Annotated in this window: 17 protein-coding genes; 9 read left to right on the top strand and 8 right to left on the bottom strand. The window is 71.6% G+C overall.

Annotated elements, in window-relative coordinates:
• Nucleotides 1-2: 2 nt before the first annotated feature.
• Entirely contained in the window at nucleotides 3-1355 is a 1353-nt protein-coding gene (locus tag FHX73_RS04475) for a DNA cytosine methyltransferase (protein ID WP_145903388.1), read from the top strand.
• 1249 nt (nucleotides 1356-2604) lie between these two features.
• On the opposite strand, the gene FHX73_RS04465 is transcribed toward FHX73_RS04475, so the two are convergent.
• Nucleotides 2605-3507 (bottom strand): LuxR C-terminal-related transcriptional regulator, encoded by a 903-nt coding sequence (locus FHX73_RS04465; protein ID WP_170304838.1) that lies wholly within the window; start codon nucleotides 3505-3507, stop codon nucleotides 2605-2607.
• Nucleotides 3508-4032: 525 nt separating this feature from the next.
• Between FHX73_RS04465 and FHX73_RS04460 the strand changes: the two genes are divergently transcribed.
• From FHX73_RS04460 to FHX73_RS04425, 8 genes are read left to right on the top strand one after another with little or no spacing between them, the layout of a single operon-like run.
• Nucleotides 4033-4734 (top strand): heme oxygenase-like domain-containing protein, encoded by a 702-nt coding sequence (locus FHX73_RS04460; protein ID WP_145903386.1) that lies wholly within the window; start codon nucleotides 4033-4035, stop codon nucleotides 4732-4734.
• Nucleotide 4735: 1 nt separating this feature from the next.
• Nucleotides 4736-6010: an ATP-grasp domain-containing protein gene (locus tag FHX73_RS04455; protein WP_342795278.1), complete on the top strand. Its 1275-nt coding sequence runs from the start codon at nucleotides 4736-4738 to the stop codon at nucleotides 6008-6010.
• Nucleotides 5979-7349, top strand: coding sequence for an ATP-grasp domain-containing protein (locus FHX73_RS04450; RefSeq protein WP_145903384.1), 1371 nt, complete (start codon nucleotides 5979-5981; stop codon nucleotides 7347-7349). Before FHX73_RS04455 ends, FHX73_RS04450 begins: the two co-directional genes overlap by 32 nt.
• Nucleotides 7346-8464, top strand: coding sequence for an LLM class flavin-dependent oxidoreductase (locus FHX73_RS04445; protein WP_246213346.1), 1119 nt, complete (start codon nucleotides 7346-7348; stop codon nucleotides 8462-8464). The genes FHX73_RS04450 and FHX73_RS04445 overlap by 4 nt, the downstream gene beginning before the upstream one ends.
• Nucleotides 8458-9789, top strand: a complete 1332-nt coding sequence (locus tag FHX73_RS04440; RefSeq protein ID WP_211786140.1) for an MFS transporter — start codon at nucleotides 8458-8460, stop codon at nucleotides 9787-9789. The genes FHX73_RS04445 and FHX73_RS04440 overlap by 7 nt, the downstream gene beginning before the upstream one ends.
• Entirely contained in the window at nucleotides 9786-10346 is a 561-nt protein-coding gene (locus tag FHX73_RS04435; protein WP_145903383.1) for a flavin reductase family protein, read from the top strand. The genes FHX73_RS04440 and FHX73_RS04435 overlap by 4 nt, the downstream gene beginning before the upstream one ends.
• Complete coding sequence (locus tag FHX73_RS04430; RefSeq protein ID WP_145903382.1) at nucleotides 10339-11322, top strand: 2-hydroxyacid dehydrogenase; 984 nt, start codon at nucleotides 10339-10341, stop codon at nucleotides 11320-11322. The genes FHX73_RS04435 and FHX73_RS04430 overlap by 8 nt, the downstream gene beginning before the upstream one ends.
• Nucleotides 11319-12317, top strand: coding sequence for a hypothetical protein (locus FHX73_RS04425; protein WP_145903381.1), 999 nt, complete (start codon nucleotides 11319-11321; stop codon nucleotides 12315-12317). Before FHX73_RS04430 ends, FHX73_RS04425 begins: the two co-directional genes overlap by 4 nt.
• Nucleotides 12318-12462: 145 nt before the next feature.
• Here the strand turns inward: FHX73_RS04425 and FHX73_RS04420 are convergent, their stop codons facing one another.
• From FHX73_RS04420 to FHX73_RS04390, 7 genes are read right to left on the bottom strand one after another with little or no spacing between them, the layout of a single operon-like run.
• The gene (locus tag FHX73_RS04420; protein WP_145903380.1) at nucleotides 12463-13974 is read right to left on the bottom strand and encodes an aminopeptidase P family protein; all 1512 of its coding nucleotides are present in this window, start codon (nucleotides 13972-13974) and stop codon (nucleotides 12463-12465) included.
• Nucleotides 13971-14498 carry a MaoC family dehydratase gene (locus FHX73_RS04415; protein WP_145903379.1) on the bottom strand — a complete coding sequence of 176 codons (528 nt, stop codon included), beginning with the start codon at nucleotides 14496-14498 and terminating at the stop codon, nucleotides 13971-13973. Before FHX73_RS04415 ends, FHX73_RS04420 begins: the two co-directional genes overlap by 4 nt.
• The gene (locus FHX73_RS04410) at nucleotides 14495-15850 is read right to left on the bottom strand and encodes a hypothetical protein (protein WP_145903378.1); all 1356 of its coding nucleotides are present in this window, start codon (nucleotides 15848-15850) and stop codon (nucleotides 14495-14497) included. The genes FHX73_RS04415 and FHX73_RS04410 overlap by 4 nt, the downstream gene beginning before the upstream one ends.
• Nucleotides 15837-16820: an ornithine cyclodeaminase family protein gene (locus FHX73_RS04405; RefSeq protein ID WP_145903377.1), complete on the bottom strand. Its 984-nt coding sequence runs from the start codon at nucleotides 16818-16820 to the stop codon at nucleotides 15837-15839. The genes FHX73_RS04410 and FHX73_RS04405 overlap by 14 nt, the downstream gene beginning before the upstream one ends.
• A complete protein-coding gene (locus tag FHX73_RS04400) occupies nucleotides 16817-17704 on the bottom strand; it encodes an HpcH/HpaI aldolase/citrate lyase family protein (protein ID WP_145903376.1) in 888 nt (295 codons plus the stop codon). Before FHX73_RS04400 ends, FHX73_RS04405 begins: the two co-directional genes overlap by 4 nt.
• Nucleotides 17701-18942, bottom strand: coding sequence for an 8-amino-7-oxononanoate synthase family protein (locus FHX73_RS04395; protein WP_145903375.1), 1242 nt, complete (start codon nucleotides 18940-18942; stop codon nucleotides 17701-17703). The genes FHX73_RS04400 and FHX73_RS04395 overlap by 4 nt, the downstream gene beginning before the upstream one ends.
• Nucleotides 18942-19763, bottom strand: coding sequence for a cupin-like domain-containing protein (locus FHX73_RS04390; protein WP_211786282.1), 822 nt, complete (start codon nucleotides 19761-19763; stop codon nucleotides 18942-18944). Before FHX73_RS04390 ends, FHX73_RS04395 begins: the two co-directional genes overlap by 1 nt.
• Nucleotides 19764-19775 lie beyond the last annotated feature (12 nt).

The raw sequence follows: 19775 nt of genomic DNA, 5'->3' as shown, positions 1-19775 counted from the left end.
CCATGCATACGCCCGGCCCCCGCAAGCCCGAGCCCATCACAGTCGTTGATCTCTTCTCCGGCTGTGGGGGCTTCACTCAGGGGTTCCACGAGTTTCGGCCCGTCGGTGCCGAAGACTCGGGGCCGGTCTTCCACAGCCTTGCCGCAGTCGAGCACGACGCCGCGGCGGCCGCCACCTACTCCGCGAACTTCGGTAGCGGGCGGCCGGACACCACCGTTCCGGCTGCCCGCATCCACTTCGGTGACATCGAGAAGTGGGAGCCGGCTCCCGAGGACCTGCACGCCGATGTGGTGGTCGGAGGCCCTCCCTGCCAGGGCTTCTCGGCGCTCAACCGGAACAAGAAGGGCAGCGAGCGCAACCGCCTCTGGGAGGAGTACGTCCGGATCGTCGCCAAGATCCGCCCCAAGGTGTTCGTCATCGAGAACGTCGACCGGTTCCTCAAGTCGGACGAGTTCCAGAACCTGTTGAGCGAGCTGCAACAGACTGGCTTGCTGGCCGACTACCGGCTTGTCGACCCGCCCGGTTACACGCCGGCCGACAGTGAAGCGACGAAGAACAGTCGATACCTTCTCAACGCCGCCAACTATGGGGCCGTACAGGCGCGTCGGCGAACCATCGTCATCGGGGTACGCCGTGACGTCGGCGATGGGCGCACCATGTCATACCCCGTTGCGACACACACGCGGCGTCCGAAGGGCGGCGTCGACGGCTCGGCTCGGCCGTTGCCGGGCACCGAGCCGCCCCTGCCGTCATGGCGTGCCGTCGACAGTGTCTTCGCGGAGTCCGCGGTCCTACAGCTCCGCGGTACGGAACTGCCGGAGCGGACCGCGCTCATCCCGGAGGTGGACGACGTGCTTCCGGGGGTGTTCACGACGGGTGAACTGCACATCGGTCGCAACCCGGAGATGCTGTCGATGGCCCGGTACGCGGCCATCCCCCCGAACGGAAACCGCAAGGACCTGCGCGACAGGTGGTACACGGTGGACGAGCGGAACGAGATCCGGATCTTCGACACGGCGAACCCGCCGGGCATCCGAACCGCGGTCAGGTACCTCTCCACCGAGAGCTGGGACAAGCACAACACCGGGACCGGCGACGTCATGGGCCGGCTCCGGCTGGGCGAGCCCTCGGTCACCATCCGAACCGAGTTCTTCAAGCCTGAGAAGGGCCGCTACCTCCACCCGACCGATCCCCGGCCGATCACACACTTCGAAGCCGCCCGGATCCAGGGTTTCCCCCTGGACTTCCGCTGGTGCGGGTCGAAGACCGATGTGGCCCGCCAGATCGGCAATGCCGTGCCCATCCCGCTGGGCATGGCCATCGCCTCGGCCATCCACGGCTTCCTGCGAGCCTGATCGGGGTCTATACGCTCGGCCACGATGTCCCGTAGTCCATGGTGGCGTCGAGTGGTGTGCACGACCTTTGCCAAGCCGGCCGATGGACGAGTGACCAGGCATCCGCACCTCTGACGGGCAGCCCGGGCGCCTGGGCAGGTCGGACTCGATCTTCTTCGCCTGTTTTGCGGGAGCCCCCTCCCCGCGGGTGAGGATCCTCTCGCCCGCGGCTGGTGGGCGTACCCGCTCGGCCTCAGAGCCGGACCTTGCACGGCTTGCGGGAGGTTTTGCGGAAGAGATTCTCGTTGTCGGCGACGGTCCGGGGCCAGCGGACGTAGGGCTTGGACGTCGGCCCAGCGGCGCGCCGGCCTGCGCTGCAGGCATGCTCGTGCTGAGCGTGACCAATGGATCGGGGAGCTGCTCTACGTTGAGGTGCAGGAAGGTTGCGGCCTCCTTGTAGGCCGGGAGGTGCGCTCCGCGGCCTGGGGCTTGGCCGGATGTGGCGCAGGCGTCAGGGAGTAGGCATCGGCGTTGAGCGCGTTGCACAGGGTTGGCCTGCTGCCAGGTGGTGACCCCGGGGGTGACGTGCGTGGGGTGCAGGTCGGGTTCGACGCAGTCCGCGTGGCAGGGGGCGGGTGTTCGGCGCGAGCCGCTCTTTTCTGTGGGGCGTTGTGGGGTTGGGGGTTGGTGGAGTCGAGGTGTGGCACGTCGGCTGGAACATGGCGTTTGGGCGCCTGGGTGCTGGTGGTGGCAGGGCCGAGTGGGAGTTGGGTACGGATCGGCGGGCTCGGCTGGAGTTGCCGGCGGGGGGTGATTTCGGTCGCGGGGGGCTGATGGTTCATCAGAATCGGTGGATCCGGGGCGGGGGTGGCGGTGGTGAACGGGTTCGTGGGGGAAAAGGGTTACGTGGTGTAGTTGGGGGTGGGGCGGGGAGGGTGGGTAGGGGTGCGAACTCTGTCGACGTTGAACGCTATTCCATGACGTGACAAATCGGGCTTATCGCGCCATTCGGTCCGCCGTTATGAACGCTGTATTAAATACTTCAAGGAATCCTTTGCCGGGCATTGCGGGAGGGCGGATACTGTGATGGATCCGCTGGGTGACGATCCACCCGGGCGGCAACTGTCAAAGGCCGATAGCGACTCCCCGGACATCACGCGGAGTTGATGTCGCGATATCGGCGAGCCCGGAATGCCGGAACTCCTGTCCGCGCTCAACGCGCGTAGTGCCGCCCCGCCCGAATGGCCGGCGGCTCGACGGCCGGGCCGGCCTACTGGTCCTGGTCCTGGTCCGGCGCGGGGGCGGTGGGCTGCGGGTTGGTGGCTCCCTCGGCGCCCCAGAGCACGCCGTTCAGGGCGATGAGGTAGCCGAGTTGGGCGCGGCTGGAGCTGCCGAGCTGCTCGGAGATGCGGCGGACGTGCTCGGCGATGCTGCGGCGGCTCAGGCCGACGCGGCGGGCGATCCACTCGTCGGTCTGGCCGGAGACCAGGTGGTGGAGGATCGCCCGCTGGGTGTCGGAGATCTGCGGGGCGTGCCTGGCGCTGGCGGTGCCGACGTCGATCGCGCGCTCCCAGATGTGGTCGAAGATCTTGCCGAGGTAGCGGACGATCCCCGGGTGGTGGATCTGCAGGGCGGTGACCTCGCGCTCGTCGTCGACCGGGATGAAGGCGGTCTCCCGGTCGATGATGATCAGCCGGTCGAAGAGTTCGCTGGTGGTCCGCACCTGTGCGCCGACCGCGGTGATCAGGTTGATGTAGTCCATGGTCGGGGCGTCGAAGCGGATCTTGTGCTGGTAGATGGTCCGCTGCCGGATCCCCTGGCGCAGTCGGGGGATCTCCGACTCCAGGGCCCGGGCCAGGAGTTCGGCCGGTCGGCTCGCTCCGGGCTGGGTGGTGAGGAGCTCGGAGCGGCAGGCGGCGACCGAGGTGCTCAGCACCTCGCTGATGGTCTCGCTGCCCCTGATCAGCGAGTAGCCCGCGCCGTCGCGCATCGAGGACTCGGCGTGGATCGACTCCAGGGCCGAGAAGGCCGCCTGGGTGCTGCGGATGGCCGCCTGGTACTCGGCGACGCGTTCCTCCATCCGGCCGACCGCGAATCCGGCCGCGGTGCCCGGGGAGAGCGCGTAGACGTAGTCGGGCGCGTCGGGCAACGGGGGGGTCAGGCCGAGGGCCACCAGGCACCCGGGGATTTCGGAGCGGGGATAACGGGGCTCCTGGAGAACCGCGGCGTAGGCCTTGAGGGCCAGCTCGCACAGTGCAAGGGCATGGCTATCGGGGGAATTGCCTGTTTCCGGGCAATCTGCACAGCACTGCATGAGTGAGCGGTTCACAAGTGTGAAGGCTAACTGATCATGCGGTGATCCGGTCCTGCGTGTCAGGATCGGCACATCGCCAAAGGATCTTTGTCCGGCGGCCTAAACGGGGTGTTGAGGGGACTGGAACGTGCGTCGGTCGGCTAATCGCCTTCTTCGCTTCGCGACCGTTGTCGCGAGCTGCGTGGTACTCACAATTCTGGTGACTGAGGGGTCGTCGGCCGACGACTGGTTCCGGTCGACCACTGTCGCGGGTCCGGCGGTGGGTCATCCCGCCGACTCCCAGTGGGGACCCTGATCGTCCGCGCCCGGGCCGCGGTGCGCCGCGCGCCTGTGGCTGAGGTCACACCACACGTATGACGTCCAAAGGAAGGTAGTAGTCCAGCCATGTCCAAGCTTGACCGCGAGTCGTTCGAGGCGCTCGCCGCGCAGTTGATGGAGAAGCAGTTCCAGCGCGTCCCGAAGCTGCGCGAGCTGCACCAGGGCGAGTGGATCGACCGCGAGTACTACATCCGGCACATCGCCGAGACCGTGCTGCGCATCCGGCTCAACAACGAGGTCGACGCCTACGCCCTGTACCGGGTCGGCTCGCAGGACGACGTGCTCGCCGCGAAGCTGGCGCGCTACCTCGCCGAGGAGTACGGGCACGAGCACATGTTCACCCGTGACCTGGAGCGGTTCGGCATGTCGATCGAGCAGCTGGACGCCACGCCGGTGTTCACCTCGACCGCGATGCTCATGGGGTACCTGCGCCTGGAGGCCGACCGGTCCGGCCCGGCCCCCACCACGATCTGGGACTGGTTCGTCGAGTGGTACTCGGACCGGTACAACCCGGTCATCACCGAGAAGGCCGCGGCCGAGTTCGGGGCGGACTTCGTCTACGGCACCCGGGCGCACATCGCCTTCGACGAGTCGCACGACCACGACGACCTGATGTTCCGCACGGTCTCGCGCGCCGTGGAGAAGTTCAGCACCGCCGAGCAGGCCGAGGCCTACCTCACCACGCTCATCGACCTGATCGGCGACTACTTCACCGAGCTCTACGAGAGCACCGTGGGCGCCCGCGAGGCGCAGCCGGTCGGGGTCTGACGTGAGCACCCGTCGCGAATCCCCGGTCGGGCCCGGCCGCGTTCTCATCATCGAACCGGCGTCGTCGGGCACAGCGTTGGTGGGAGCGGCCAGGGGTCTCGGATTCGAGACCGTGGTGGCCTCCTACGACGCGGACGACCGCACGCTGCCCGACCGGGTGCGTCAGGAGGCCGGTGAACTCCTCGTCGTCGACACCAACGACGAGGAGGCGCTGTACCGCGCCGCGGCCTCGGCGCACGGGGCCGACCCGTTCGCCGGGGTCCTCGCGGGCTTCGAGTTCTACGTCCCCGTCGCCGCCCGGCTCGCGGCGCGGCTGGGGCTGCCCGGCCTGCCCGCCGACAGCGTCGAGGGCGTCCGGGACAAGGCGGTGATGCGGGCCGCGACGGCCGCCGCCGGGCTGCGGGTGCCGCGGTTCGCGGAGGTGTCCGACGAGGCCGAGCTGGCGTCGGCGGCCACCCGGGTGGGCTTCCCCTGCGTCCTCAAGCCGGTGGACTCGGCCGGCAGCGTGCACGTCAGCCGCGCCGACGACGCTCACCAACTGCTGGTGGCCTACCGGGCGTTGGCCGATGACCGGCGGCCGGACATGGGTCGGCTGACCGACGGCCGGGCACTGGTCGAGGAGTACCTCGACGGCCCCGAACTGTCGGTGGAGGGGTGTGTGGGGGCCGACGGGCGAGTGGTCGTCGTCGCGCTCACGCACAAGGTGCTCGGCCCCGAGCCGTCCTTCGTCGAGATCGGGCACGTGGTCCAGGCGGACCTGCCGCCGGCGACCCGGCGCGCCGTCGAGGACTACGTCCGCGAGGTGCTCGGCGCGCTGCGGGTCACGGTCGGTCCGTTCCACTGCGAGCTGCGGCTCGTCGCGGACGAGCCGGTGCTGATCGAGCTGGCCGCCCGCCTCGGCGGCGACCGGATCCCGGACCTGGTCGAGGTCGCCACCGGGGTGCGGCTGCCGGAGCTGGCCGTCGCGGCCCACACCGGGCTGGGCGTCGAGGCGCTCCCGTCCCGGGCGCCGCAGGCCAAGTACGCCGGGATCCGCTTCCTCACCGCACCCGGCGAGAGCGGCCGGCGGACGGTCGAGGGGCTGGACCGGATCGCCGCGCTGCCCGGCGTGCTGGAGACCGAGCTCACCTTCGACGCGGACACCCCGCTGCCGGGGGACCAGGACTACCGCAGCCGCGTCGGCCACGTCCTCTACACCGCCGACTCGTACCAAGACGCCCTCGACCTGGGCGGTCGGATCACACATGGAGTCACCTTTGTCCTGCCACTGGCCTGATCAGTCCCCGAGCGAGCCGCCCGTCCCGCCGGTCCCGGGCCAGGAACCGCTGCTCCTGGTCATCAACCGGTTCGACGACGAGTTCGGCGAGTACCACCGGTTCCTGCCGGAGGGCAGCTTCCGGCTGGCCTACCTGGCCACCGCCGACGCCCTCGACCCGCTGGACCGCGAAGGGGCCGTGGCCACCGTCGTGGTCCCCGACCTGCGGCTGGAGACCCTGCTGCCGCAGGCCCGCCGGATCGCCGAGGAGCACGGTCCGCTGGCCGGGGTCGTAGGGCTCTCCGAGTTCGACCTGGAGGTCGCCGCCCGGCTCCGCGAGGAGCTGGAGCTCCCGGGCTGGGGCACCTCGTACGTGCAGCGCTTCCGGGACAAGACCGTGATGAAGGAGTGGGTCGCGGCCGCCGGGGTGCGGGCACCGCGGTTCCTGGGCCTGGCCGCGGACACCACCGCCGAGCAGGTGCTCGAAGCCATCCCGCTGCCGCTGATCCTCAAGCCGAAGGACGGCGCCGCCTCGCGCGGCGTGCGACTGCTGCGCGGCGAGGAGGAGTTGGCGGCCGCGCTGGCGGAGCTCGCCGAGGAGGGCAGCAGCCCGGGCCACGAGGTGGAGGAGTACGTCGAGGGCCCGATCTTCCACGTCGACGGGATCAGGGTCCAGGGGCAGTACCACTGCGTCACCGTCTCGCAGTACCTGAACACCTGCCTCGACTTCGTGCACGGCGCGCCGCTCGGCTCGTCCCTGCTCGACCCGGGGCCGCTGCGGGACCACCTGGCCGGCTTCGCGATCGACTGCCTGGACGCGCTGGAGCTGTGGACCGGGCCGTTCCACCTCGAACTGATCACCGACGCCGCCGGGGAACCGGTGTTCCTGGAGGTCGGCCTGCGGCCGGGCGGCGCCGGCGTGCCCTTCGTGCACCGCGACCTGTACGGGATCGACCTGTACTGCGAGGCGTTCCGCACCAGCGTCGGCCTGAAGCCGCTGAGCGCCGAGCACGTGCTGCCCGCCGAGGCCGCCGCCGGCGGCTGGCTGGTGTTCCCCGAGCCGCAGGCGCAGCCCGCCCGGGTGGTCTCCCGGGCGTCGCTGGTCGAGGCGGTGCCCGAGGTGTACGGCGAGGCGCTGCCGGCCGTGGGGCACGTCTTCGACGGCAGCGGTGGCTACGACCACGCCGGTGGCCGCTTCCTGCTGCGCGGGGCGGACCAGGCGTCCGTCAACGCGGCGATGCTGGCGGCGATCGCGCACTACCGGGTGGACGTCGAGCCCGCCGAGGCGGCAGCGGTGGCCGAGGCGGTCGAGGCGGTCGAGGCGGTCGAGGTTCTCGACGGTGAGCCGGTGGCGCTGTGAACGCGAACTCGAACTCGAACTCGAACGTGGACGTCCGCCCCGGGGAGCTGCGGTTCCACTGGGGATCGGCGCTCGACGACGGGCAGAAGAAGTCGGCCGAGCGCTACGACTTCCGGGTCCTGGACCTGGAGGGCGCGATCGACTTCGCGCGCGAGGCGGACAAGCTGGGCGTCGAGTCGCTGCTGATGGCCCAGAGCTACGACCTGCCCGACCCGCTCCCGCTGCTGGGCGCGCTGGTCCGGGAGACGGAGAACGTCAAGTTCATCCTGGCCTACCGGCCCGGGCTGCTCTCGCCGACGCTGTTCGTCCAGATCGTCAACACCCTCTCCTGGATGTCCGGCGGCCGGATCGCGCTGAACCTGATCTCCGGCATCTCGCCGGTCGAGCAGGGCTACTACGGTGACTTCGTCGCGCACGACGGCCGGCACGAGCGCTCCCGCGAGTTCCTGCACGTGCTGCACGAGCTGTGGCGCGACGACCAGCCGGTCAACTTCGAGGGCGAGCACTACCGCATCGCGCAGGGGCAGTTGGGCCTGCCGCACTACGGCGGCGGCCGGCCGAAGATCTACGTCAGCGGTGCCTCGCAGATCGCCCAGGACACCTCCCTGGAGTACGGGGACTGCTGGTTCCGGTACGCCGACACCCCGGAGAAGATCGCGCAGGAGGTCGGGCCGCTGCTCGCCCGGGGCGGTCGGGTCGGCCTGCGGATGCAGGTCCTGGCCAGGCCCACCCGCGAGGAGGCGCTGGCCGACCTGGCCGAGGTGATGGGCGGCGCGGACGAGGCGCACCGCGAGTGGGTCGCGCAGTTCGTGGCGGCGGCCGACTCCGAGGCCGTGAAGAACTCCTTCCGGCTCGCCGACGAGGCCGGCCACGGCTGGATGTCGCCGGTGCTGTGGTCCGGTGCGGTCGCCTACCGGGGCGGTCCGGCGCTGTGCATCGTCGGGGACTACGAGGAGGTCGCGGACTACCTGATGCGCTACAAGGCCGCCGGGGTCAGCGAGTTCATCTTCTCCGGCTGGCCGGCCCGGGACGAGATGCAGCACTTCTTCACCCGGGTGCTGCCGCTGGTTCGGGAGCGGGAGCGGGCCGCCGCGGCGGCGGACGCGCCGTGCTGAGTGGCGCCAACCCGTCGCGGACCCGGTCGGCCCGGATCCTGCTCTTCGCCGCCGGGATCATCGTCGGCCTGATGGCGGAACAGGTGGTGCTGTTCGCAGTGCCGCTGATCATCTATCAGGACAGCAAGCGGGTGTCGATGCTGGGGCTGGCCTACGCCCTGGAATGGGTGCCCTACCTGCTCGCCTACCCGCTCGGCGGGGTCCTCGCCGACCGTGACGGCGGCCCGCGCCTGTTCCGGTTCGCGAACTGCGGCCGGGCCCTGGTGCTGGCCTCGACGGTCGTCCTGTGCCTGGCCGAGCCGGGCTGGAGCATTCCGGTCCTGATGGTCAACGGGGCGCTGCTGACCACGCTGGTGGCCCCGATCCACATGGCGATCGAGAAGGTCGTCCCGCAGCTGGGCCAGGGCGAGGCCCTGGCCCGGATGCAGGGCTTGGTGCAGAACATGGAGCTGCTCTCGCTCGCGCTGGGGCCGGGGCTCGCGATGGCCGCGGTCGTCCTGCTGGGCAAGGTGTGGCTGCTGGGCCTGGCCGCGGGCATGTTCGCCGCGGCCGCGGTCAGTTGGCTCAGCGTGCCGCGGACCGCGGTGGCGGCGAGCGCGGCCGGCGCGCGGGCGGCGCTGGCCGAACTCCGGCTGGGCTGGACGCTGTTGTTCGACAACCGGCCGGTCGTGCTGCTCGCGGCGGTCAACTTCACGATGAACCTGGCGCTCGCCGCGACGATGGGCGCGAACGCCGCCGTCGTCACCGGCGTCTTCGGGCAGTCGCAGTCCGCGTTCGGGATGCTCAACGTCTTCGCCGGGCTGGCGGGCCTGCTCAACCTGGCCGTGACGCCGCTGCTGCTGAAGCGGTACCCGGCGAGGGTGGTCGGCGCGGTCGGGTTCGCCCTGGCCTGCTGTTCGCTGCTGGTGCTGGGCCTGGCCCGGTCGTACCCGGTCTACGCGATCGGGTTCGTGGCGGTCGAGGTGGGCGTCGCCTACTACAACACGTTCAACCGGACGCAGCGGGTGCAGGTGATCCCGAGCGAGCACCTCGGGAAGGTGATGGGCCCGTTCTTCCTGATCAACGTCCTGGCCTTCCCGATCGGCGGGTTGCTGATCTCCACCGTCGGCTCGTGGGCCGGCCCGCAGCACCTGGTGGCGGCGCTGGCCGTGCTGCTCGCCGCGGTCGGGGCGGTCCTCGTCCCGCTGACCGCGCGCAGCCTGGCGCGCTCGATCGCCGGCCGGGAGCGGAGCCCGGCGGACACCTCGGACACCCTGCACACCCTGAAGGACACCGTGGCGGACACCCTGACGGACGCCCTCGTGGAATCGGAGGCGAAGGCATGAGCACCTGGACGTACCCGGACCCGGACCCGTTGACCCGCGCGGTCCGGCCGGCCGAAGAGCCGCTCCCCCCGGCGGAGTTCCGCGAGGCGATGTCCCACCTGGCGGGCGCGCTCACCGTGGTCACGACCCGGGACGCGCTGGGCAGGCGCTGGGGGTTCACCGCCACCTCCGCGCTGTCGGTCTCGCAGAGCCCGCCGCTCGTGCTGGTCGGCGTGGGCAACACGTCGAGCTGCCTGGAGGCGATGCTCGGGTCCGAGAGCTTCACCGTCAACGTGCTGGGCGAGCGGCAGCGCGAGGTGGCCGAGTCGTTCGCCCGCAAGGGCGTCGACCGGTTCGCGGGGCACGAGTTCGTGCCGTGGTCCGCCGACGGGCCGCCCCGGCTGGTCGACGCGCACGCCGCCTACCGCTGCCGCACCGCCGGCAGCATCCCGGTGGGCGACCACCACCTGCTGATCGGCGAGGTGACCGGTTTCGCGGCCCAGCCGGCCGACGGGCCGCTGCTGTGGCACCGTCGGGACTTCGTGGCCCTGAGCGAGAAGGAAGCCGTCCATGCCTGAGCAGCGCGTCGTGATCACCGGAGCGTTCCCCGAAGCCGCCGAGGAGCAGCTGCGCTCCCGCGGCCTCGCCGTCACCCGGCTGCCGGGCGACGCCGACGAGGACCTGGTGCTGGGCGAGTTGGACGGCGCCTGGGCGCTGGTGCACGGCGGCACCGCCCTGCTGTCCAAGCGGGTGTGGGAGCGGGTGCCCTCGCTGGCGGCGGTCTGCGTGCTGGCGACCGGGTACCGCTCCTTCGTCGAGCTGCCCGACGAGCCCGGTGCGACCCGCTTCACCTACACGCCGCACGCCAACGCCGTCGCGGTCGCCGAGTTCGCGCTCGCGCAGCTGCTCGACCTGGTCCGCGGGGTCTCCCGGGGCGCCGTCGGGGTGTCCCGCGGCGAGTGGGACGAGCAGCCGACCCGGTCGCTGACCGGTGCCACCCTCGGCATCGTCGGCATGGGCCACATCGGCCGCGAGCTGGCGCGGATGGCGAGCGCCGCGTTCGGCACCCGGATCCGCTACTGGAACCGGACGGACCGTCCGGAGCTCGCCGAACTGCCGTACCAGCGCGAGGAGTCGCTGATCGGGCTGTTCGAGGGCTGCGACTTCGTGTCGCTCCACGTCGACCTGGTGCCCGGCCGGACCGAAGGGCTGATCGGGGCGGAGCACCTGCGGGCGCTCGACGGCGGGTTCCTGGTGAACACCGGCCGGGCCGCGCTGGTGGACCCGCAGGCGCTGCGCGAGGCGCTGCGGGAGGGCCGGCTCGCCGGCGCCGCGATCGACGGGTACTACGCCGAACCGGCGCCGCACCCGCGCGAAGACCCGTTCGGGCTGCTGGAGTTCGTCCCGGACCGGCTCCTGGTCACCGGGCACAACGCCTACCACACCCACCAGGCGTTGCGGACGATGGCCGACATGGCGGTCGCGAACCTGCTGGCGGTCGCTGACGGCACCCCGCCGCCGCACCCGGTGCCCCGGGGAGCGGTCGAGCGATGAGGACGCTGGAACTGATCGAGGACCACGGCCTGCGGATCGCCCTGCTGGGCGCCGAGGAGGCGCTGGAGTCCGACCCGGTCAGGCTGTACGCGCTGTCCGCGCAGGACGGGGTCGGCGTGCTGCGGGTGGTGGATCCGCCGGCGGCGCTGCACGCCGACCTGGAGCGGGCCGGCTTCCTCGTCACACCGAGCTGGGTCACCTGGCTGGCTCCGGTGCGGGCCGCGGACGAGACGTTCCTCGCGGCCATGACCTCGGGGGAGCGGAGCAACGTGCGCCGGGCGCTGCGGGAGACCGCGAAGCGCTCGCTGCGGATCACCGTGCACGCCCCGCTGAGCCGGGCGGTGTTCGACGACTTCCTGGGACTGTACGAGGACCAGGTGGCGCGGATGCGCAACGGCAGCTCCTACGCCGCGAGTTGGCGCGAGGAGATCGCCGCCGACCCGGACCTCTACTACGTGGTGGCGGCCCGGGACGCGGACGGCGAGCTGCTCGGGGCCTGCCTGTGCTGGGACCAGCCCGAGCTGTCGATCACCCGGATCGCCTTCACCGCCCAGGCGGCGGCGGAGCGCCAGGGCCGGGTCGTCCGGGCGCTGTACATGACGGCGACCGCCGAGGCGCGCGGGCGCGGCCGGGAGTGGATCTCGCTGGGCAGCGACCCGACGCTGTACGGGCACATCACCGAGCCGGGGCTGTTCGGCTTCAAGGCGCGGCTGGGCTTCCGGCCGGTGCCCACCCGGTTCCTGCAGCCCGCGGAGCCCGACCAGGCCGACGCCGTGCTCAGCCTGCGCGGCCTCACCGACCCGACGCTGCTGCTGTCGTACGCCGCGCCGGGCCGGCCGGCGGCGGGAGCCGTGGGCACGGCGGTGGCCGGCGACCTGCCGGTGCCCGAGCCGGCGCTGCGGCTGACCGTCATGTCGGCGGCGGCGGACGTCGACCTGTCCTCGCACCGGGCGGGGTTCCTCGCCGGCCTGACCACCCGGACGGTCTCCGGCTGAGGTCCCCAGCCGGGCGGTGCCGGTGGTGGCGCAGGAGGACGAGCAGTGCCCTCCCGCGCCAGGTCGACCGCCGGCCCGACGCGCACAGCCCCCGCACGCGACCGGGTCCTCCCGGGCGTGCGGGGGCTGTGCGCGTGCTCGCGGGTCAGCTGGTGGCGGTGGGGCCCGAGATCCGGGCGATCCACTGCTCCACCTCGTCGGAGGTGCTCGGCATCGCGGCGGACAGGTTCTCGTAGCCGTCCTCGGTGACCAGGACGTCGTCCTCGATGCGCACGCCGATGCCGCGGAACTCCTCCGGGGCCAGCAGGTCGTCGGCCTTGAAGTACAGGCCGGGCTCGACGGTGAGGACCATGCCCGCCTTCAGCTCGCCGTCCAGGTAGTCCTGGCGCAGCAGCAGCTGGCAGTCGTGCACGTCCATGCCCAGGTGGTGGGAGGTGCCGTGGACCATCCAGCGGCGGTGGAAGCCGCCGCGCTCGGGGTCGAGGGTCTGTTCGAGGGTGACGCCCTCGGGGAGCAGGCCCCACTCGTGCAGGTGGCGGGCGATGACCTCGTTGGCGGCGGCGTGGATGTCGCTGAACTTGTTGCCGGGCTTCACCGCGGCCATGCCGGCCTGCTGGGCGGCGTACACCGCGTCGTAGATCCTGCGCTGGACGTCGGTGAAGCGGCCGTTGACCGGGAGGGTGCGGGTGATGTCGGCGGTGAACAGCGAGTCGATCTCGATCCCGGCGTCGATCAGGATGAGGTCGCCCGCGCGGACCTCGCCGGTGTTCCGGGTCCAGTGGATGGTGTTGGCGTGGTCGCCGGACGCGCAGATCGACTCGTACCCGACGCCGTTGCCCTCGTGGCGCGCGTACAGGCCGAAGACGCCCTCGACCCAGCGCTCGCCGCGGCCCTTGCGGACGGCCTCCGGCAGGGTGTCGATGATCGCCTCGAACCCCCGGTGGGTGGCGGCGATCGCCTTGCGCATCTCGCCGACCTCCCACTCGTCCTTGACGATCCGCATGCCGGACAGCTCGCGGGCGAGCTCCTCGTCGGCCTCGTGCTGCTGCTCGGTGGTGAGGGTGCTGCCCGCCTGGGTGCGGGTGGTGTCGACGAGTTCGGCGAGCTGCGGGTCGGCCGAGCGGACCACGCGCAGTCGGGCGGCGGCCTCGTCCTTGGCCAGGTCGGCCTGGAGCGAGTCGATGTGGCGGGCCGTCAGGCCGAGTTCCGACTCGACGTCGGCGACGGTCGGGCGGTAGCCGACCCAGAACTCCCCGTACCGGGAGTCGGTGTAGAACTCCTCGGTGTCCCGCGGGGCCGGCGGGCGGAAGTACAGCACGGCCTGGTGCCCGCCCTCGGCCGCGGGCTCCAGGACGAGCACGCTGTCGGGGTCGGCGGCCGAGCCGAGCCCGGACAGGTGGGCGAAGGCGGTGTGCGGCCGGAAGGTGTAGTCGGTGTCGTTGCTGCGCACCTTCAGGCCGCCGCCGGGGATGACGAGCCGCTCGCCGGGGAAGCGCCGGGACAGCGCGGCGCGGCGGCGGGCCGCGTGATCGGCCACCTCGGCGCGGGGCGCGGGCGGACGGTCGTCGGCCGCCCACCCGGCGGCCATGAACTCGCGGAACTCGGTGCTGACGGGAGTGTCGCGGTGGCCGGCCTTGGGCTGATTCTCGCTGGTCATGTCAGACATCCTGTCGTATCGGAAGATCGAGGGTCGACCCCCTCGCGGCAGCGCACCATGAACGACCGTTCGAAGACGATGACGGTCTCTCCCGTCGACTTCGTGCCCGTGGTCTCCACGGTGACGATCCCCTGCCCCGGCCGGGACCGGGACAGCCGCTTGTCGAGGATCCGGCTGGTCGCGTAGAGGGTGTCGCCGACGAAGACCGGGTCCTTCAGGCGCACCCGGTCCCAGCCCAGGTTGGCCACCGCCCGCGCCGACAGCGCCTGCACGGTCATCCCGCCGACCAGGCAGAGCGTGATGCCGCTGTTCACCAGGACCTTGCCGTACTCGGCGCCGGCGCCGTAGTGCTGGTCGAAGTGGAGCGGGTGCTGGTTCATCGTCAGCAGGGTCAGCCAGGTGTTGTCGGCCTCGGAGAGGGTGCGGCCGGGCCAGTGCCGGATCACCATGCCGGGCTCGAAGTCCTCGTAGTCGCCGCCGTGTTCCTCGACGAACTCGTTGTCGCCTACCTGACGCAAGGTCATATCGCCACCATCACGTTGTCGGAGCTGCTGGTGTTGCCCCGGACGCTGACGATCCCGGCGGTGCCGTCGCCGAAGAACCGGCAGAACAGCCCGGCCGCGCGGCCGCCGAACACCAGCGGGCCCAGCACCGGGGCGACGTCGACGTCCTGCGGCCGGTCCGCACCGTCGGCGATCAGCGCGACCCGGCAGGTCTGCGGCTGCACGAACTCCTGCACGATGCTGCCGGCGCCGACGGCCTCGCCGACGGCGGACTCCCAGGCGCCCTGGTCGACCTGACGGCCGATCACCACCTGCTTGCCGCACTCGCCCAGGCCGGCCTTGAGCACCAGCAGCTCGCGGTTGGCCAGCACGAACGGGAGCAGGTCGACCTGCTCGCCCCGGCGGTCGGTCTTGCGCTCGGCGAGGATCCGGGTCCACGGCAGGTACCGCTCGACCAGCCCGCGCTCGCCCGCGGTCATCCACGGCCGCCCCTCCGACAGCAGGCCCATGGTGAGCTTGTTGTGCAGGAAGGTCGAGGTCTGGGTGCCCACCAGCACGCAGCCGTTGTCCAGCGCGTGCTGGACCGGCGTGGTGTCGAGCCCGACCTCCAGCCAGTCCGGGATGGTGAAGTTCCGCAGCCCGATCGGGTGGCGCAGGTGCGGCGCGCAGTCCCACGCCTGGTGCAGTTCCTCCGGCTCGAAGAAGCGGGCGGTCAGGCCGTGGCTGTTGTAGTAGTCGGTCTCCAGCTCGAAGTACCGCCGCTCCACGCCGATCACCCGGGAGCTGCCGACCACGGCCACCCGCGGTGCCAGCGCCAGCTCCGCACTGAGCGAGCGGAACATCTCGGCGCGCACGGCGAGCGGGCTCGGCGAGCGGTACGGGGTCCGGCCCTGGTCGTCGGCGTGCAGCCGGTTCCACACGCCCAGGCGGCTGTGCGTCTCCACCACGCCGCCGAGCGCGCCGCTGACGTTGAACTCCAGGAACTGCGGCCCGTTCGGGCCGATGACCAGGTCCGGACGGACCACGCTGTCGGCGTACCGCTCCTCGATGAAGGGGTCGGCCAGCCACAGCCGGTCCTCCTCGGCGGGCATGCCGTAGGCCGCCAGCCGGTCGGCGGTGGTGCGCCCGGTCTCCAGGGCGGTGCGGCGCAGCAGTTCGATCAGCGCGACGCTGACCCGGAAGACCTCGGCGTAGGCCGCGCGCGGGATCGCCATCGGCGCCGCGGGCAGCACCGCCTGGTACGGCCACCCGGTGTCCCGGAGCTCGTGCCGCAGCAGCTGCCGGATGGTGTCCGCCGACGCGGCCGGCCGCAGCCGGTGCTCCCCGAACCACGGGTGCCCGGTGCCGGTACCGGGGCTCTCATGCGTGTCCATCCGACGAACCTCTCTCTGTCACGTGTCCGAACAGCGCCACCGCGGCGGCCGTGTCCTCGATGGCCATGCCGACCGTGCGCAGGACCGAGGTCCGGCCGGCGACGGCGACCTCGCCGCCCGCCAACCCGCCCAGCTCGTACAGGTCCTCGGCCTCGATCAGGCCGCCGGCCAGGGCCGCCCGGACCTCGCCCGCGCCGTCCAGCGCGGCGGTCCGGTCCTCGACCACGGTCAGGGCGCGGGCCAGCAGGGCCGGGTCGAGCTCGACGGCGTCCGGGTGGGTGCCGCCGATCACGTTCACGTGCGCCCCGGCGGCCACCCAGTCCGCGTGCACCACGGGTGCGGCGTCGTCGGTGGAGGTGGCCGTGCAGATGATCGCCGCGTCGGTGACGGCGTCCCGTGCGGTGTCGTGGACCGTCGCGCGGACCGGGCCGGGCGCGGTGTGCCGCACCCAGTCCGCGAGCCGCTCGGCGCCGGCCCGGGTGCGCGAGTGGATCCGGACGGTGCGGATCGGGCGCACCGCCGAGACCGCCCTGATCAGGGCGCGCGCCTGCACCCCCGCGCCGATCACGGCCAGCTCGTCGGTGTCGTCCGGGGTGCAGCAGCGGGTCGCCAGCGCGGCGACCGCGCCGGTGCGCACGGCGGTGAGCTCGGCGCCGTCGAGCAGGGCGGTGACCTGACCCGTGGTCAGGTCGGTGAGCGCGACGATCCCGTGGATCAGCGGCAGGCCGCGCGCCGGGTTGTCCGGGGTGAGCGTGGTGACCTTCACGCTGCCCACCCCGCGCTGCTCCCAGACGGCGGGGCTGACCAGCAGGACCCGCCGGTCGCCGTGTTCGAGCACGGTGCGGGCCGGGGAGCGGGTCAGGCCGGCGGCCAGGTCGACGAACATCTCGCCGAGCACGTCGACCACCCGGGTCATCGGTGCGGCGCCGGCCATGTCGGCGGCGCGGATCATCAGCGGTTCGGCGGTCATGCCTCGCCACCGTCTGCGGTCCCGGTGACGCAGACGCCGAACCGGCTGGTCCAGGCGTCGCCGCGCGCGACCGTGTCGCGGGCCAGCCGGGCGAACGGCGGGCCGACCATGTTGCCGTCCAGGACGGCGATCCCGCCGTCGGCCGCGGCCACGGCCCGCGCCACCCGGCGGGCCAGCGCCAGTTCGTCGGGCCGGGGCCGCAGGATCCGGTTGATCACGTCGAGTTCGCGCGGGTGCACGGTCGCCTTGCCGTGGAAGCCGAGGGCCCGCACCCGGGTGGTCTCCTCGGTGAGGACCGCCGGCTCGGCGAGCCGGTAGTTGGCCGTGTCGATGCAGGCCGTGCCGAACCGGGCGCAGGCCATCGCCATCGCCTGACGGGCCGCCTGCATGGCCTCCCAGCCGATGTCGACGCCGAGCGTGGCGGCCAGGTCGGCGGAGCCGAACACCAGGCCGTCGGCGGCGCCGGCGATCGAGTCGATCCGGGTGACCGCCTCGACCGTCTCCACTGTCACGTAGACCTCCGGGAACGCGCCCGCCGAGGCCAGCATCCGGCGCAGCAGGTCGACCTCGTCCGCCGAGGTCACCATCGTCATCAGCACGATGCCGGGCCTGATCTGACTGTCCGTCAGCATCAGGAGGTCGTGCAGCGCGGCGAGGCTGCCGAGTTCGTTGATCCGCACGGCGAGGTTCTGCGGTCGCGGCGCCTGCTCCAGCGCGGCCCGGCAGACCGCGCGGGCGGCCGGCTTGTCGGCGGGCGGTACGGAGTCCTCAAGGTCGATCAGGTGGACGTCCGCGTCGTACGACCAGGCCTTCACCACCCGCTCCAGCGACAGGGCGGGCGTGTACAGGATGCTGCGCGGCACCGCCCTGGCCGTGCCGGTCACTCGGCCACCCCGGCCCCCGGGCGGGCCCCGGCCCGGACCAGCGCGGCGGCGAGCCGCCTGATCTGGTCCTCGGTCTGGCCGGCCCGCAGCATCACGCGCAGTCCGGCGGTGCCGCGGGCGACGATCGGGAAGAACACCGGCGAGGTGTAGAAGCCGGCCGCGAAGACCTGCCGGGCGGCCTCGACGACGGTCTCGTCGGTCATCGGCACGACGCGGATCGGGAAGGTGCTCTCGGCCTGCTCGGTGGTGACCAGCGAGTCGAACAGCGCGATGTTCGTGCGCAACCTCCCCTGCAGCTCGGTCAGTTCCTCGGTGCGGTGGATCTCGGCGGAGGCGAGCGCCGCACCCACCGCGGCGGCGTTCATCTTCTGCGAGTAGCCCAGCGGGCCGGCGAAGCGCTCGATGAGCCGCCGGGTCTGCTCGGGGTAGCCGTCGAGCAGGATCGCCGTGCCGCCGGCCCCGAAGCCCTTGGTCAGGGTCGCCACGGTGATGGTCCGCTCGTCCAGCACGGGGGAGTGCGAGCGCACGTAGCCGATGCCGCGCTCGCCGTAGGCGGAGAGCGAGTGCGAGTCGTCGTAGAAGACCAGCAGGTTGTACTTCTCCTGGAGTTCGGCCAGTTCGGCGACCGGCGCGTACCCGCCGAGGCTGTCCGAGCCGTCGACCACGTAGCAGACCCGCTGGTAGCTGCGGCACATGTCGGCGAGGAAGTCGAGGTCGTGGTGACGGCTGGTCACCACCTCGGTCTCGTCGGCGCAGTTCGGCTTGGCGTTGCCCATCGAGACGTGGGCGTTCTTGTCGAAGACCATCAGCGGCCGGGTGCCGTCGCCCAGGTGGCCCGAGGCGATCAGCGGGAGCAGGCCGGTGCTGGCCGCCGCGGTGGAGAGCGCGCTGATCACCGTCGCGCCGAACAGCTCGCCGAGCGACTCCTCCAGCTCCAGCAGCACCGGCGTCTGGACCCGGGTGCGCGGGATGCAGTGGTCCAGCACGCCGAAGCGGCGCAGCGATTCGACCGCGCCGTCGATCACCTTGGGGTGGGTGTCCAGGTCCAGGTAGGAGCAGACCGTGAAGTTGACGAACTCGTGCCCGTCGGGCATGTGGAACACGCCGTCCTGGAGGTCGCCGACGATGCCGGCGACCCCGTTCTCGTAGGACGTGTTCCAGAACGCGTTGCCGATCCCGATGAGTTTGTCGTTGTTGCGGTACCGGTGGGTGGGAGTGATGGACTTGCGCTCGCTCATCAGGAGTTCACCTCGGTGGGCTTGTAGCTGTAGACGCCCTTGAACCTCCGGTAGGCGTACGTGTACAGCGCGATGCCGAGCACGTGCGGCCTGCGGAGGATCTTCTTGGACTTGAGCCAGAAATTGACGTTGATGTTCAGGTCGTCCAGCGACTCGGCCTGGTGCCACCAGCCGAGCGGCAGGTAGAGCATGTGGCCGGGTTCGAGGACGAAGTCGCGGCGCTGCGCGAGCTTGGCGGCCAGCCTCGGGTAGCGCGCCAGGTCGGCGTCGTCGAGGTCGACCACCTGGGACTTGTCGCCGTACCCGCGCAGCACCGACCTCGGGTAGTAGTCCCGCACGCCGGGCGGCGCGATGATGAACCGCTTGCGGCCTTCGAGCGCGATGTTGAAGTTCTCGAACTCGTCGAAGTGGCTCTTGGTGAAGACGCCCTGGTGGCTGATCCACAGGTTCGCCGCGTACAGGGCGTTGCCGTAGCCGAAGAGCTCCTCGGCGTCGAACCCGATGACGGCGTTCACGTCGGCCGGGCTGCTGCGGATGTTCGACACCACCCGGTGCCAGGTGTCCGAGGCGGTGAGGTTCCGCTCGTCCGCGAAGAACTCGCGGAGCTTGATGTCCCGGGTCTCCCAGCGGCCCGGGAAGTTCTTGTCGCCGGGCTCGGTGAACAGCGTGACGGTCATCTCGGCCAGCCGCGCCGCCACCTCCTCCCGGCCGAGTCCCTGCACGCTGCTCGGGAGTCGGACCACCACCGGGCGGTCGGCCGCGTACAGCCCCCGGGGGCCGACGGCGGTGAACTCCTCGAACGACATCCGGGCGACTTCCACGCCCGCCGTCCC

Source organism: Kitasatospora viridis, from assembly GCF_007829815.1.
GTDB lineage: Bacteria > Actinomycetota > Actinomycetes > Streptomycetales > Streptomycetaceae > Kitasatospora > Kitasatospora viridis.
This window is presented reverse-complemented; position numbering and strand designations above follow the sequence as displayed.

Excerpts from the sequence above, each read along its gene's own strand:
- FHX73_RS04475 (WP_145903388.1), top strand. The coding sequence starts at position 3 with ATGCATACGCCCGGCCCCCGCAAGCCCGAGCCCATCACAGTCGTTGAT.
- FHX73_RS04460 (WP_145903386.1), top strand. The coding sequence starts at position 4,033 with ATGTCCAAGCTTGACCGCGAGTCGTTCGAGGCGCTCGCCGCGCAGTTG.
- FHX73_RS04450 (WP_145903384.1), top strand. The coding sequence starts at position 5,979 with ATGGAGTCACCTTTGTCCTGCCACTGGCCTGATCAGTCCCCGAGCGAG.
- FHX73_RS04435 (WP_145903383.1), top strand. The coding sequence starts at position 9,786 with ATGAGCACCTGGACGTACCCGGACCCGGACCCGTTGACCCGCGCGGTC.
- FHX73_RS04430 (WP_145903382.1), top strand. The coding sequence starts at position 10,339 with ATGCCTGAGCAGCGCGTCGTGATCACCGGAGCGTTCCCCGAAGCCGCC.
- FHX73_RS04425 (WP_145903381.1), top strand. The coding sequence starts at position 11,319 with ATGAGGACGCTGGAACTGATCGAGGACCACGGCCTGCGGATCGCCCTG.
- FHX73_RS04420 (WP_145903380.1), bottom strand. The coding sequence starts at position 13,974 with ATGACCAGCGAGAATCAGCCCAAGGCCGGCCACCGCGACACTCCCGTC.
- FHX73_RS04415 (WP_145903379.1), bottom strand. The coding sequence starts at position 14,498 with ATGACCTTGCGTCAGGTAGGCGACAACGAGTTCGTCGAGGAACACGGC.
- FHX73_RS04410 (WP_145903378.1), bottom strand. The coding sequence starts at position 15,850 with ATGGACACGCATGAGAGCCCCGGTACCGGCACCGGGCACCCGTGGTTC.
- FHX73_RS04405 (WP_145903377.1), bottom strand. The coding sequence starts at position 16,820 with ATGACCGCCGAACCGCTGATGATCCGCGCCGCCGACATGGCCGGCGCC.
- FHX73_RS04395 (WP_145903375.1), bottom strand. The coding sequence starts at position 18,942 with ATGAGCGAGCGCAAGTCCATCACTCCCACCCACCGGTACCGCAACAAC.